This window comes from Clostridium algidicarnis DSM 15099, from assembly GCF_002934235.1.
In the GTDB taxonomy this organism is placed as follows: Bacteria; Bacillota; Clostridia; order Clostridiales; family Clostridiaceae; genus Clostridium_L; species Clostridium_L algidicarnis.
Genome location: NZ_PTIS01000018.1, coordinates 1 through 14,536 on the forward strand (window position 1 = coordinate 1; position 14,536 = coordinate 14,536).

Annotated in this window: 17 protein-coding genes; 8 read left to right on the forward strand and 9 right to left on the reverse strand. The window is 26.5% G+C overall.

Annotated features, from left to right (window positions below; translation table 11 throughout):
- Positions 1–168: 168 nt before the first annotated feature.
- The 4 genes from BD821_RS10975 to BD821_RS10990 form a co-directional block, all read right to left on the reverse strand.
- Positions 169–504: an HAD family hydrolase gene (locus BD821_RS10975; RefSeq protein WP_169994137.1), complete on the reverse strand. Its 336-nt coding sequence runs from the start codon at positions 502–504 to the stop codon at positions 169–171.
- Between the two features lie 138 nt (positions 505–642).
- Entirely contained in the window at positions 643–1,356 is a 714-nt protein-coding gene (locus tag BD821_RS10980) for a D-alanyl-D-alanine carboxypeptidase family protein (protein ID WP_104410508.1), read from the reverse strand.
- Entirely contained in the window at positions 1,346–2,392 is a 1,047-nt protein-coding gene (locus BD821_RS10985) for a sensor histidine kinase (RefSeq protein ID WP_104410509.1), read from the reverse strand. The genes BD821_RS10980 and BD821_RS10985 overlap by 11 nt, the downstream gene beginning before the upstream one ends.
- Positions 2,393–3,046 carry a response regulator transcription factor gene (locus BD821_RS10990; protein ID WP_104410510.1) on the reverse strand — a complete coding sequence of 218 codons (654 nt, stop codon included), beginning with the start codon at positions 3,044–3,046 and terminating at the stop codon, positions 2,393–2,395.
- 132 nt (positions 3,047–3,178) lie between these two features.
- Here BD821_RS10990 and BD821_RS10995 point away from each other — a divergent pair, with 132 nt between their 5' ends.
- From BD821_RS10995 to BD821_RS11010, 4 genes are all read left to right on the forward strand, one after another.
- Positions 3,179–3,859: an ABC transporter ATP-binding protein gene (locus BD821_RS10995; RefSeq protein WP_104410511.1), complete on the forward strand. Its 681-nt coding sequence runs from the start codon at positions 3,179–3,181 to the stop codon at positions 3,857–3,859.
- Positions 3,856–5,979: an ABC transporter permease gene (locus BD821_RS11000; RefSeq protein WP_104410512.1), complete on the forward strand. Its 2,124-nt coding sequence runs from the start codon at positions 3,856–3,858 to the stop codon at positions 5,977–5,979. Before BD821_RS10995 ends, BD821_RS11000 begins: the two co-directional genes overlap by 4 nt.
- Positions 5,980–6,079: 100 nt before the next feature.
- The gene (locus BD821_RS13490) at positions 6,080–6,322 is read left to right on the forward strand and encodes a hypothetical protein (protein WP_104410513.1); all 243 of its coding nucleotides are present in this window, start codon (positions 6,080–6,082) and stop codon (positions 6,320–6,322) included.
- A 190-nt stretch (positions 6,323–6,512) separates the two neighbouring features.
- Positions 6,513–7,517, forward strand: a complete 1,005-nt coding sequence (locus tag BD821_RS11010; RefSeq protein ID WP_104410514.1) for a CehA/McbA family metallohydrolase — start codon at positions 6,513–6,515, stop codon at positions 7,515–7,517.
- 83 nt (positions 7,518–7,600) lie between these two features.
- Here BD821_RS11010 and BD821_RS11015 read toward each other — a convergent pair whose 3' ends face one another.
- Complete coding sequence (locus tag BD821_RS11015) at positions 7,601–7,969, reverse strand: hypothetical protein (protein ID WP_104410515.1); 369 nt, start codon at positions 7,967–7,969, stop codon at positions 7,601–7,603.
- A gap of 384 nt (positions 7,970–8,353) precedes the next feature.
- On the opposite strand from BD821_RS11015, the gene BD821_RS11020 reads away from it, so the two are divergent.
- Positions 8,354–8,821 (forward strand): Lrp/AsnC ligand binding domain-containing protein, encoded by a 468-nt coding sequence (locus BD821_RS11020; RefSeq protein WP_029452904.1) that lies wholly within the window; start codon positions 8,354–8,356, stop codon positions 8,819–8,821.
- Positions 8,822–8,880: 59 nt separating this feature from the next.
- Here BD821_RS11020 and BD821_RS11025 read toward each other — a convergent pair whose 3' ends face one another.
- Positions 8,881–9,339 (reverse strand): protease complex subunit PrcB family protein, encoded by a 459-nt coding sequence (locus tag BD821_RS11025; protein WP_169994140.1) that lies wholly within the window; start codon positions 9,337–9,339, stop codon positions 8,881–8,883.
- A 211-nt stretch (positions 9,340–9,550) separates the two neighbouring features.
- Here BD821_RS11025 and BD821_RS11030 point away from each other — a divergent pair, with 211 nt between their 5' ends.
- Positions 9,551–9,757, forward strand: a complete 207-nt coding sequence (locus BD821_RS11030) for a DUF378 domain-containing protein (protein WP_104410517.1) — start codon at positions 9,551–9,553, stop codon at positions 9,755–9,757.
- A 437-nt stretch (positions 9,758–10,194) separates the two neighbouring features.
- Positions 10,195–10,950, forward strand: coding sequence for a putative ABC transporter permease (locus BD821_RS11035; protein WP_104410518.1), 756 nt, complete (start codon positions 10,195–10,197; stop codon positions 10,948–10,950).
- Between the two features lie 112 nt (positions 10,951–11,062).
- Here the strand turns inward: BD821_RS11035 and murQ are convergent, their stop codons facing one another.
- The gene (gene murQ, locus BD821_RS11040) at positions 11,063–11,974 is read right to left on the reverse strand and encodes an N-acetylmuramic acid 6-phosphate etherase (RefSeq protein ID WP_104410519.1); all 912 of its coding nucleotides are present in this window, start codon (positions 11,972–11,974) and stop codon (positions 11,063–11,065) included.
- A gap of 126 nt (positions 11,975–12,100) precedes the next feature.
- Positions 12,101–12,811: a lysophospholipid acyltransferase family protein gene (locus BD821_RS11045; protein WP_104410520.1), complete on the reverse strand. Its 711-nt coding sequence runs from the start codon at positions 12,809–12,811 to the stop codon at positions 12,101–12,103.
- A gap of 149 nt (positions 12,812–12,960) precedes the next feature.
- On the opposite strand from BD821_RS11045, the gene BD821_RS11050 reads away from it, so the two are divergent.
- Positions 12,961–13,833 (forward strand): ComEC/Rec2 family competence protein, encoded by an 873-nt coding sequence (locus tag BD821_RS11050; protein ID WP_104410556.1) that lies wholly within the window; start codon positions 12,961–12,963, stop codon positions 13,831–13,833.
- Positions 13,834–13,867: 34 nt separating this feature from the next.
- Here the strand turns inward: BD821_RS11050 and BD821_RS11055 are convergent, their stop codons facing one another.
- Entirely contained in the window at positions 13,868–14,536 is a 669-nt protein-coding gene (locus tag BD821_RS11055) for a ribonuclease H-like domain-containing protein (protein ID WP_104410521.1), read from the reverse strand.

Below are 14,536 nucleotides of genomic sequence, written 5' to 3' on the forward strand. Positions count from 1 at the left end.
CACTTCATTCTTTTAGAGCACATTTTCATTTTTCAAAGTGTAATTTAAATCTTAAAATTTTTAATCTGTTTTTTCATAGATTAGTTAACACTATCTTTATTTGACTATCAAATACTTTGATAGTCAAAGTATATCTTATGAATAAAAAATAGTCAATATTAATATTTTTTAAGTTAATTCATTTAGCGACCTAATTATAGGATATTTACTTTTGAGGTCTCTTATGTCATATCTATCTATTAATATAGGTGCCATTCCAAATTCTTTTGCTGCATCAAGGTTTGATTCGCTGTCATCCACAAAGATGGCTTCTTGTGGTTTAATTCCTAATTCTTCAATAGCTATTTTAAATAAAGTCTTTTCAGCTTGATATGAACCATAAATAGATGACATTATAAAAGTTGAAAAATATTGTTTTAATTTCTTATTAATATGCTCACAGGCTTTTTCCATTGCTTCATTTAGCTGTTTATCTGTACACGAAATTTGAGCATTTCCAATCATTTGGAAAAAAATTGGGTGTAATAAACCAATGTCCTGTTCTAGGCACATTAAGAGTACGTCCTGAATCAAATAAAATTGCTTTAATACCATTCACATCCATTATGAATCCCCCTAACAACAATTATAATTGTATCTTTTTCAATCTAATTTTTTCAACTTACTATAAATTTTCTCTGTATCTATTAAATTGTATTGTTCCGTTTCGATATTTCTATCTGCATGTGCTGCAACTACTATATATGCTCTATTATTTACTTCTCCTGAGCTTACTAAACACAATCCTGCCGCTTTTCTATATCCTGTTTTACCACATTTTATATGATCTTTATCTATATTTAACATACTTCTTTTAAAAAAAAGATTATTATTTATAGTACGTTTAGTAAATAAGCCATTTATACCACGTACTTCATACTCTTTTGATTCAACTATTTTTTTGAATTGTCTATTTCCTAAGGCATATTTAAAAAGTATTCCTATATCTTCTACTGTACTATAATTTTCAATATCTGTTATACCTGTAGAGTTCGAGAAATGTGTATTTTTCATCCCTAATTCTCTTGCTTTTTGATTCATTAAATTAACAAATTCTTGTTCAGTACCAGAAACATATCTAGCTAAAGTTATACTTGCCTCTCCTCCTGATTCTAAAAGTATTCCATATAACAAATCTATTATTTTGGGATTATCTCCTGGTTTAAAGCCTGAAACACTTAATCCATTGGTAATACAATAATCTATAATATCTTGTGTAATCTTTGTTCTTTTATTCAAGTTGCTAACATTTTCAATACCTACTATCGCTGTCATAACTTTAGTCATTGAAGTATGAAAGTGATTTTTACGTGACATTATAAAATTTCACTTCAAAAGTTAATCCATTATCATTAAAGGCTATTATATCCCCCTTATGATCCTCTATAATTGATTTTGACAGATTTAGACCTATTCCGTATCCTGGCAATGATGTCTCTCCTCTATAAAACCTATCAAAAATCCTCTTTAATATATCTTCTTCTACTCCACTACCATTATCAGATATTTTTACAACCTTATAAATAGGATTAGAAGTAAGCTCTATACTTACAGTATCTAATGTATGCTCTAAGGAGTTTTTTATTATATTTAGAAAAGCTTCATAAAGCCATACTTCATCTCCTAATACATAAAAATCTTCTCCATTATATTTTATATTTACCTTTCTATTTCTATTTAAACTATTGAATATATCTTCTATTATCTCTAAAATAGAGAGTTCTTTAAATTTATATTCTATAGCATTAGAATTTATTTTTGAAAGCTTTAGAAGTACCTCTATAAAGTTTTTAAGCTTTTCTAACTCTGAATAAAGCTTCTCTAAATATATATCTGAGTTTTCTCTATCTTCATTTATTAGCTCTACCATAAATCCAATAGATGTTATGGGTGTTTTTAATTGATGAGCAATATTTGAAAGATCTTTTTTCAATGTTAATTTCTGCCTCTTAGCTTCTTCTTCTAGGGATTTTAAGTTTATGATTATTTTGTAAATTTCATCTCTTAGTGAGCTATATTCATCATCTTCTTTAATATCTATTGAATAGTCCCCACCATTTATTCTAATTAAATCATCTTCAAGTTTTTTTATCTTCTCTTTATATTTTTCTTGTTTTTTCTTTTCATTGTACCTATATAGTCCATATATAAGAATCAATATGAATATACTAAGTAATACACCATGCAGTTTATTTGTAAATATACTCTTGTTATAATAACCTAATGAATTTAAAACCACTTCACTGTTTATATTTTTAAATTCTAAAATATTAGAAATTGTTATATAAAAATATCTATCTAATCCAAATATTAATATAGTTATTATTAAAAAAATTATTAAAAAGTAAAGCATTTAATCCCTCACAAATCTATAGCCTATACCTCTTATAGTCTCTATAGTATAGCTATATTGTTTTAGTTTCTTTCTAAGTCTTTTTACCGTTGCTGAAAGAGTATTATCCTCTACAAATTTCCCTCTTATATCCCATATATCCTCTAATATCTTTTCCCTGGTTAATGTATTACCTCTATTTTTCAAAAGAAGTCTTAAAAGTTCATATTCTTTTACAGTTAATTCTATCTCGTTACCATCTAAAAAACATATATAGTTTTTCTCATCTAAAACTAATCCTTTATAATTTAATTTTTTATCCTTCTCTTCTACCCTTCTTAATATACTTTCTATTTTAGCTTTTAATATTGATAATTTAAAAGGCTTCGTAATATAGGCATCAGAAACATTTAATCCCATAACAATATCCTCTTCCGAATCATTAACAGTTAAAAACATTATTGGAGTAGTTTTTATATCATATAATTTTAAAAAATCAAAGCCTGTACCATCTGGTAAGTTTACATCTAGTATTATTAAATCAAAATCATAATTAAATTTTTCCTTTGCTTCGTTTAAAGAGCTTGCATCTATCACAGTGTAATCACTATTTTCTAAATATGTCTTTATTCCAAATCCTAAAGTCTCATCATCTTCCAGTAAAAATATTTTCAATATATCACCTCAAAGTTATTATATCAATAAATCTAGTATATAATTAATTTAAAGAAAATATTAGATTAAATTATTTAATTGTCACTTTAAAATCACTTTCGTATTGTATTCTCTTTCTAGGAGGTAAGATATATGGAAATATTAAAAGTTATGAACTTAAAAAAAATATATGGTGAAGGAGAAATTAAAGTAGAAGCATTAAAAGGAATCAACCTTTCTATTGAAAGAGGACAAATGGTTGCTATTATGGGGCCTAGTGGGTGTGGTAAGTCTACACTTTTAAATTTATTATCAGGTGTAGATGCTATTACATCTGGAGAAATTAAAGTCGATAATACAGATATATCAAATTTAGATGAAAATCATCTTGCTCTTTATAGAAGAAGACAATTAGGGGTTATTTATCAATTTTTCAATCTAATTTCTAACCTTTCTGTAGAGAACAACATAAAATTACCTGTTTTAATGGATGATAAAAATGTGGACCAGGAACATTTTGATGATCTAATAAAAAACTTAGGTATTGAATCTAAATTAAAAGTATTCCCTGATAAACTTTCTGGTGGACAACAACAAAGGGTAGCAATTGCTAAAAGTTTAATTTATAAGCCTAGTATAATATTAGCAGATGAACCAACAGGTAATTTAGATAAACAAAATGCTAGGGATATAATAGAAATCTTTAGGCTTTCAAACTTAAAATACAACCAAACTATTATAATAGTTACTCATGATGAAGAAGTTGCCCTATCTGCTGATAGAATAGTCCGTATGGAAGATGGGCTAATCATTAGTGATGAGGTGATAAGATGATTTTACGTGAATATGTAAAAGGAGATATAAGCTTAAATAAAAAGTCTTATATTTCAACAATCATTACAATATTTCTAGCTGTAGTTATTCTTTCTACTTTTGTTTTTGGTGTTTCATCATACTATAAATCTTATAGGGATATAATAGGTAAAAGTACAGGAGGCTATCACTTTAGAATTGTAAATACAATTTCAAGCAATGATGCGAAAAGTTTACAATCAAATAGATATATAAAAAAACTAGGATTATTTAATAATAAAGTTATAGAAGAAGGTTTTGGATCCAAAGAGAAAACTGAATTATTCGAAATGGATGAGAACTCTCTTTCTACTATTGAATCTTGGTTGAAAGAAGGTAGTCTTCCAAGCCCTAATGAAATTATGATAAGTAATGATATGGCAAGAGAGATTAATAAAAATATTAATGATAATCTTGAAGTAAATGGTAATAATTATACAATCTCAGGTATCTATTATGATACAACTTATGAATACGAAGAATTTTACAATATATTTTTAAATGTACAACAAGATAAACTTTTAGAAAGCGGAGAAGAACTTTCTCCATTTATATGGTATAAAAACATATTCAAAACTTATAGTTTAAGTGAAGAAATAGTAAACAACCTAGAAACAAAGGATATTACATATAATTACAACTTAATGTATTTAGATAGATCCTTTGTTTTTGATCCTCAAGATAATTTATTAAAAGATCATACTTTTCAAGTAATTGTATTGGTTTTATTCTTCATATTAATAATACTTTTTTACTTTATTATTACAAACTTATTTTTAGTGCAAGAGGCAAAGTCTATACAAGAATATTCCAAATTAAAAGCTATAGGTGCTACTAGTAGAGATATTAATAAAATAATAAAACTAAAAGCATTATATATCTCTCAAATACCAATACTTTTAGGTATAGTTTCATCTATTGGAATAATCAAACTATTATTTCTTGCTATAAATAAGGTTGAAATGTATTTTTCTAAATCTAAAAACATTCTTGAAAGTACTATTGATTTAAATATAAGCTTAAACTTTAAATTTGCAATACTTATTTATATTTTAAGCTTAGTAATAATCTATCTAAGTACAAAGAAACCTATAAACAAACTTAAAAAAAGTTCTATTTTAAATGGATTGAAAGGAGAAATAAAATCTAAATCTTATAAGAAATATGACCTTAAATATAAGGGTAATATAGAAAAAGATTTATCTAAACAATTTTATAAAAATGGTAAGAAAAGCTTTAAATTCACAGGAATAACTTTAAAATTAGGATTTGCTTTAATGGCTTTTATAATAATAATAATAACATACTATTCTATAGAGGAGAGATATAACAATATTGATAGATACACAACTTATGGTATTCAAGGAGAATATTCTACTATAAGTCCTTTAAATCAAGATTTAATTAATGATATAAAATCACTTAATATTGATGACTTTATAAACTTTAGAAGTGAATGCGTATATATTGATTATAATGACAATTTAATTGATGATGAATTTAAAAACTCTGGCAGTTTAAATAATCTAGAAAAAAATATTATATCTTTAAAAAATACACGACTTAATATAATTGGCTTAGAAGATAAAAAATTCAATGAATTGGTAGCTAAAAGAGGATTAAATCCAAGTAAATATAAGGGTAACAGAGTTTTATTATTAAATACTGTTGGAGATAATTTTAATATTCCAACATCAAGGATTACAGATAAACAATTTCTCAAAGAAGATATAGAAGCTCTTTACCTTTCAGAGTATGGAAATGTTCTAGATACTAGAGGTTATGAGTTTACTTTAAATGTAGAAGATAAAATTGATACACCACTTTTTGATTATCCTATATATAAAAATAGATTAAATTGTTATATGCCTAAATCTGAGTATATAAAACTATTTAGTAATTTTGAAAAAATCGCTGATTTAGATCAATTTGAATATATTGCTATTAAATCCGATAATGTTGAAGAAACTCAGACTGTGGTAAAAGGTAAGTCTCTTGATTATTTTAAAGATGGAGATTTTAGTTTGGCATCAAAAGTAGACGAAGATAACTTGATCCAAAAAAAGAACTATAATAGGAAATATACTAGCTACATTCTTTAGTGTATTCTTTATTGTAGTAGGATTCTCTAATTGCTATTTCGCCTTTTATAATTTATTTTTAAAAAGAAAGGATGAATTAATACTATATAAATCTATAGGAATGGATGAGACATTACTTAGAAATATATTAAAACGAGAAAAAAACAAGATATTATTTAGTTTTATATCTTCAATGCCTATTATATTAATTATACTAGCTATTATAGTGTCTAAGTCATCCAAAGTATTTACTGTTATAGACATATTAACAAACATAAATTATATATTTATAATCGGATATGTTGCTCTAATATATATATCTATTTCAAAAATGTATAATAACTATAAAAAAGAAATAATATGAAAATAAAAGGGCTATTTCACAACTAATTAATTTTAGCTAAAGGTTACACTTTTAGATGTAACTTTTTATTCATTCATATTTCAACCACAGTATTGTATTCATACTTTTTCTCATATAACTTAAAACATAATAACAGTTCCCATTCTTTTATCTATTATATTAATAAGAAAGATTTTTAAGGATGTGCTATATGGGAAAAAGCAAAAAATCTAAAGGATCTCTAAAAAAAAAGCATAGTATACTATATGGAATACCTCATTGCCATACTGAAAATTCTACAGGTACAGGAGATGTAAAGGTAGCCTTAAAGTATGCTAAAAATAAAGACCTAGATTTTATTATAATAACAGATCACAACAACGCTTTAAATAATAACAAAAAACGTAAAGATAAAAACAAATGGGAAGATGCTCTAAAAGATATACAAAAGTTTAATAAAAAACATGATAATTTCATTGGTCTTTTAGGGTTTGAATTCACCTTAAAGCCTTACGGTCATTTAAATATATTTGCCTCAGAAAATTTCTTTTCAGGGGATATAGGGAATATTAAAAACCTCCTTTTATGGAACTCTGTAAATAATCCTATAATGGCTATAAATCACCCAAGTAAAAACATAGAAAAACTTGATTTTAATCCTTTATTAAATAATAACCTATCTTTAATTGAGGTGGGAAATGGTCTTTACCCTGCTAAATCCTATAATAGATATGAAAAGCGTTATTATTCACTTCTTGATAAAGGTTGGAAGCTTGGTGCTATAAACTCTCAAGATAACCATAAGATAAACTTTGGAGATAGCGATAATTTAACTGCGGTACTAGTGGAGAAAAAAGATAAGAAAAACCTTTTACAATCTTTAAGAAATAGGAATACCTATTCTACTGAATCTAGAACCCTTAAGGTCCATTTTTATATTAATGGTAGCTTAATGGGTGATGTACTTAGTTGCAAGAAAAATGACACTTTAAAATTCTCTTTATATGCTGAAGATAGGGAGGATAAGATTACAAAAATTAAGCTTATATCCTCTAAGGGAGTATGTATAAAAGAAATGGACTTTCCACCCCAAAAGGACATTAAATATTTTTGTTCTCTCCCCTTTAAGGAAAATGAAAAATGGTATGTAGCTAAGATATTTTTACAAAGTGGAGCTACAGCTCTTACCTCTCCAATATTTTTAAATGAAATTTAAAAAGGTTAAAAGTTTTAGCCATAGATGGTTAAAACTTTTAACCTTTTTAAGTTTTTTACTCTTAATATCTTTCTTTTAAAAAACTATTTTTTATTTTTACTTTTTTTATCTTTTTCATTTGTTATTATTGAATCTTTAGGCATAGTTTTTAATTTATTTGGCTTTGCTTTAGTTTTTATCTTTATCTGTTTCTCTTTTTTTATTGGTCCCTTTGAGTTTAAATCAAAAAACCATAACAGTAATATTACGAAAAACATTGATTGTACTATAGACATTACATTTGGGCTAAACTCAAACCTACTAAGAGCTATAGGTAAAAAGAAAACTAATATAGCAACACCTAGTACTATCCACTTGTTAACATTTATCTTTCTTAGTAAATATACATTTAATAAGTTATATAATATAACACCTACCACTGCAGCTATCAAAATTAATAAAACATATGGCATATCTTTCCCCCCTTTAATTTTATACCTATAAAGTATCATATTTCATATTTAAGATTTTTTCAATAAAAACTTCATAATATATATAATAATTAATATAAAAGGTTAATACTTAAAATTAATAATTTAAAGCCTTATTGCACTTTTCTTTTGAATAATTTTAAATTTTTCTTAAAAACTCTCTACAAGTATTAGCTAAAATTGTTGTTATTAATTGAATTCTGTAGTAATATTAAAAATGTAATATGCTTGTATTTATGAGTTTAATATTTAAGGCCTTAAAATTTATGTTATTATTATATTTATCCTGGTTTTTAATAAAGATTTTATAAATTCATGAATATTTGAGTACATTGCTCAAAAAATTTACATATATGGGGTGATTTCATGTCTCTTGTGGTTAATTCTCAATTAGATGATTTAGACCTTCAAATTCTTGACATACTTATTAAAGATTCCAGGACACCATATCTAGAAATAGCTCGTATCTGTCATGTAAGTGGTGGTACCATCCATGTAAGAATGAAAAAAATGGAAGATATCGGTATAATAAAAGGTACAAAACTTATGTTAGATATGCCTAAACTTGGATATGACGTATGCTGTTTTGTTGGAGTATTTGTGGATAAAAACTCTTCTTTTAGTAATGTTATGGATGAAATGGCTAAAATAAAAGAAATCGTAGAATTACACTATACTACTGGCCAATATTCAGTTTTTGCAAAGGTTATATGTAAGAGCATATCAGACCTTCAAGATATATTGATGCATAGAATAAATACAATTATAGGTATACAAAGTACAGATACCTTTATTTCCCTTTCTCAACCAATTGATAGAAACATAAAACTTTAATAATTTTTTTATTAGCTTATTAAAAACCTTTTATTTTTGATAAATAAAAGGTTTTTTTGTTATCTTAGAGTTTCTTCTATCTTAGTATATTCATTTCCGAAAGTATCTAAAACTTTTAAATTTTCATTATTACATTTAACATTTAATATGATATAAGGGTAGGTAATAGCTTGTATGACTACTTCTCCATTAGAAGGTGATTTCTCTTCAATAGTTATAACTGTAGTGTTATCTGTTTTCTCTACGGAACTTACAGAAATAGAATGTCCTCCTGAAGTCTTTTTTCCTGATAAAATTATAATATAATTATCCTTATCTTTACTATATATAAAATATCCCTTTTTACCTTTATACTTAGATACTATATTATTTATGCCTTCTGGCGCTTTATCCCAAGATGTAACTTTATATTCTACAACACAATTATTATCAATGTTTTCGGCAGATGGTACCTTTTCTAAAATACCATCTTCTTCTTTTGCCACATCTTTTTTATACTCATTTTCATTTATACTCATATTTTCACACCCCGTAAATGTGAGACTGAAGATAAGTATAGGTACAAACATCAAAAATTTTTTCATGTAAAAACTCCTCACTAAACTATTTTATAAATATATAATACACTACAAATTAAGTTAATAATTTAAGAAAGAATTAAATATTAGTTATAAAAAATAGATTTTATGTTAATACTAACAAGAATAACTTATAAAAGGAGATGATCTGATGAAATCATTTGATTTTGTTGCGCTTTTATTAGTAATAATAGGAGCTTTAAATTGGGGACTTATTGTATTATTCAAGTTAGATCTAGTTGCATCAGTATTTGGAACTATGTCAGGTTTTTCTAGAATCATTTATGGCTTAGTTGGCCTTTCTGGTATTTATGCTATATCCTTTTTTACCAAAGATAGCCGTAACCATGTTGAATAATGACTCTATCAAGTGATTCTTAGACTCAGGTGGAGTTTGCTTATAAGGAATACATCTCCATCTGAGTCTTAGAAGAACTTATCCAGGGGCTTATCAGCCATCATCCCCCACCTTGAAGAGGATAGGGGTGTTACGGATGGTAGCCATCGGATAAACATAGTTGATTTAAGAAAAGTACTCTCAATACAATTGAGAGTGCTTTTTATTATAAAATTGAATTATTAATTAACTTTATAATATATTATTGATTACTCCCTAAATTACTACTAAACTTATATTAGTAATAAATAAAACTGATTATTAAATATTAGTTCATTCTATTCTATTCTTTAATTTTTAAAATAAAGTTATTATGTTATAATTCTTATTATGTTATTATAATCTAATAACATAATAAATATGACACCATTAAAAATTATAAGGAGGACTATATACACATGTTGGAACTTAGCATTTATAACTTATTATTTTACTTTGTAATATACTCGTTTTTAGGATGGACCTTGGAAGTAAGCTATGCCTTTTATTCTCAACATAAATTTGTAAATAGGGGATTTTTAAACGGTCCCTTTTGTCCTATTTATGGATTTGGAGGATTAATATTAATAATATTCTTAAATTCTTTTAAAAATAACCTTATGCTATTATTTGTTTTCTCCGTACTTTTAACCTCTATTCTTGAATATATAACTGGATATATTTTAGAGACAGTTTTTAATACTCGTTGGTGGGATTATGATGATAATGCATATAATATCAAAGGTAGGGTATGCCTTAGCTTTTCTCTAATGTGGGGAGCAGCATCCGTCTTTATAGTTAAATTTGTACACCCTTACGTTGAAATATTCACAAACAAGATACCATCAAGTTATGAGAAAGTATTATTTTACTTATTTATTATATACTTTATAGTTGATCTTACAGCTACTATAATCTCATTAATTGAATTCAGAAAAATTATTATTCAATTAGAACAAATATCTAAAGAAGTAAAAGAAAAATATTCTTATCTTCTAGAAAAGACCGATGTTATAGAAGAACCTATAAAAGATCTTAAAATTAAATATGACAATGCTATTATTAGCATTAAAACTAATCATAAAAGGCTTCTAAGTGCCTTTCCTAATTTAATGTCTAAAAGTTTTGATAATCTAATAAAAGAAATACAAAATAAACTTAAATTTAAAAAATAATCAATAAAGCCTTTGGATACTTAGTATCCAAAGGCTTTATTGATTATCATATACGTTTTTATAATACTAAACTACTTAAATACTTATACTTATTAATTTAAATTAATATAATTTATTTATTATTTAAATCTATTGCTTTAGATATGTACCCTTCACTATCTTTTAATAACTCTTCACTCTCTTCTTTACCTTTGTTAGTTTCAATCATCAATATACTTAATTTAACATCATATTCTGTCTCTTTAAGATACCTTTCTGCTTCTTCTATAGATACACCTGTGGCTAACATAACTATCCTTTTAGCTCTAGTAATTAGCTTTTCATTGGTAGATTGTACGTCTACCATAAGATTACTATATACTTTACCAAGTTTAATCATTGTTCCTGTAGTTAACATATTTAAAACCATCTTTTGAGCAGTGCCAGCCTTCATTCTAGTAGAGCCCATTATAACTTCTGGACCTACAACTACAGATATTGGAACATGGGCTATTTTAGACATATCACTGCCTGGGTTCATTGTAACACAAATTACCTTTGCCCCTAAAGACTTTGCATAATTCATTCCCCCTATTACATAAGGTGTCCTTCCTGAAGCTGCAATACCACAAATTACGTCATTTTCATTTATATTTTTATCTTCAAGATCATTCTTTCCTAGTTCCATGCTATCTTCTGCACCTTCCACAGCTTTAAAAATAGCAGTTTTTCCTCCGGCAATTATACCTTGAATTAATTCAAAATCCACACCAAAGGTAGGTGGGCATTCTGATGCATCTAAGATACCAAGTCTTCCACTAGTCCCAGCACCCATGTAAATAAGTCTTCCACCCTTTTTTATACCCTCAGTTATTATATCAATAGCTTTAGCTATTTGCTCTGATTCCTTTGACACAGCTTCAGCTACCTTTTTATCTTCTTCATTTATCCTTTTTACCATATCTAATGTTGAAAGTCTATCTATATCCATTGTATTAATATTTCTTTCCTCAGTTACCAAACATTCTAATTTCTTAATATCCATTATATATCCTCCTATAAAAATATTCTACATTCCCATTATAATGCCTATTTTCATAAATATCAATATTTTATGAAACTTTATTTCTTGACCTTCTTCAAAGTATTTTTAGCATATTTCTATAAAGTTTTATATATCTAGATTCTTACACATTAAATTTCTCAAATCATCAGATAGTGTATTTTCTTCTTCTTTAGTTAAATCTTTTGTATATATAGGTTTGTCTATTATAATCTTAACAGAGGCTCTTTTAAGCGATCCCGTTTCTTCAAAGGCTTTGTAAGTCCCATTAATAGATATAGGAACTATAGGAACCTTAGATTTTGTAGCAAGTTTTAAGCTTCCTTTTTTAAATTTCCCCATATGTTTTGATTTACTTCTAGTACCCTCAGGAAATATGCCCATGGAATAGCCTTCCTTTAAATACTGAACCCCTTCATTTATAGTTTTTATAGCTTCTCTTGCATTATTCCTATCTATAAATACGCTTTTTATATCTAGCATCCAGCTCTTATATACTGGTATCTTTTCTAATTCCTTTTTAGCTACAAAACCTATAGGTTTATCAATAGCATAAATAAGTGCTGGAACATCAAAATAGCTTTGATGATTAGACACAAATAAGCAGGCTTCCTTTGGGATATTATCCTTTCCTATTACCTCTATCTCCATACCAATTATTTTTATAGTTTTTATAGACCAGTTACTTACAACCTTTTTAGTATATTGAAATGCTGCCTCTTTACCTTTGAATACCCTAATAAAATGAAACTTTATTCTCTTAAGTCCTATAAATATCATGTATAATCCGTAGTATATTTCTACAAAAAAAGATTTCATCCCACCACATCCTTTTATAAGTTAGTCAAAGTAATTATACTCACTTATAAATTAAAATTCAACATAAACACTTTTATAGTAGCAATAAAAATGATAAACTATTGTAATAAGTTATTAAACTTACTATTAAACTTACTATACAAGGAGTGATACATTTGAAACCAAGGCATTTTAAAATTTTATTTCCTATCTTTCTAGCCCTTATGTTAATTTTTACATCCTGTGCTAGTATTAATACTTCAAGTGATGGTGGAAATAATTCTAATACTGATAACCTTAAAGTACACTATATAGATGTAGGACAAGGAGATTCTATATTAGTTCAGTATAAAGACAAAAACATGTTAATAGATGCAGGTCCTAAATCAAGTTCTGATAAATTAATTAATTATCTAAAGAGCGTTGGAGTAAAAAATATAAACATATTAATAGCTACACATCCTCATGAAGATCATATAGGAGGAATGGTTGCTGTATTAAATACCTTTCCTGTAGAAAAGTTTTATGCTCCTAAAAAAACAAATACAACAAAGGTATTTGAAAATATGGTATCTAAGCTAAAAGAAAAGGACCTTAAAATTAATGTAGCTAAAAGTGGAGTTGTATTAGATTTTGATGAAGATATAACCGCAACATTAATAGCACCAAATAGTACAGACTACGAAAACATAAATAATTATTCTGCTGCCTTAAAATTAACCTATGGAGATAATAGCTTTTTATTTATGGGAGATGCTGAAAAGGTATCTGAAAAGGAAATTCTTCAAAAAAACTTAGATATAAGTTCAGATGTGATAAAACTAGGGCACCATGGAAGTAGTACTTCTTCGTCAAAAGACTTTTTAGACAAGGTTAATCCTAAATATGCTGTTGTAAGTTGTGCTAAAGAAAATGATTATGGTCATCCTCATAAAGAAATAATTAAAGATATGGAAAAAAGAAATATTACAGTTTATAGAACAGATTTACAAGAAAATATAGTAATATCTAGTGATGGCAACAATATAAAAGTGAATAAATAAATTAAAAATGAATTTTTGAAAAATAAAAGAGGACTCATATTTCAGAGTCCTCTTTTAGGCATGGTAGCTTATTCCAATTTGTATATATATGGAATAGATTTACCACATCTTGTTCGTTATATAATAAAATTCTTTGTATTTTATCTTCCGGCATTCTTTTTATATAATCTTTATCTTTCACAACTTTGCTAAAAGTCTTTGCAAGATTAGCTCCGTTGACAATTTCGCCTTCTCTTTCTATACCCATTAGCTTTTCTAAATTCTTTAATCCTATACTTTCTTTAAACTTTTTCTCATATTCTTTTTGCAAATCTATATGAACAAAATGATCTTCAAAGTTAAAGTCTATATTATGCTGAGTAAATAAATATTTAATTACAGAAAAGTCATTATTACCAGAAAAGGTTACTATATAGCCTTTTTTTTCTCTCTCTGCCATTACTTTAAAATAACTTTCTGCCATAAATAGTACATCTATTGCTTCTTTTTTATTTTCTATCATATATTGTGTAACATTTATAGATGAATCTTCTTTATTATAGTAAGAACATCCAAAGACGCCTATACACACTGGCTTTTTATAAACATAGTGTTCTAAATCAAAAAATAAAGCCGATTCATAACATTCTCTTTTTTCTTCTACTTCTAATACTTTGCTAAGATCTATGTCTTCTACATAGATAGTATTTTCACGAATTATCAC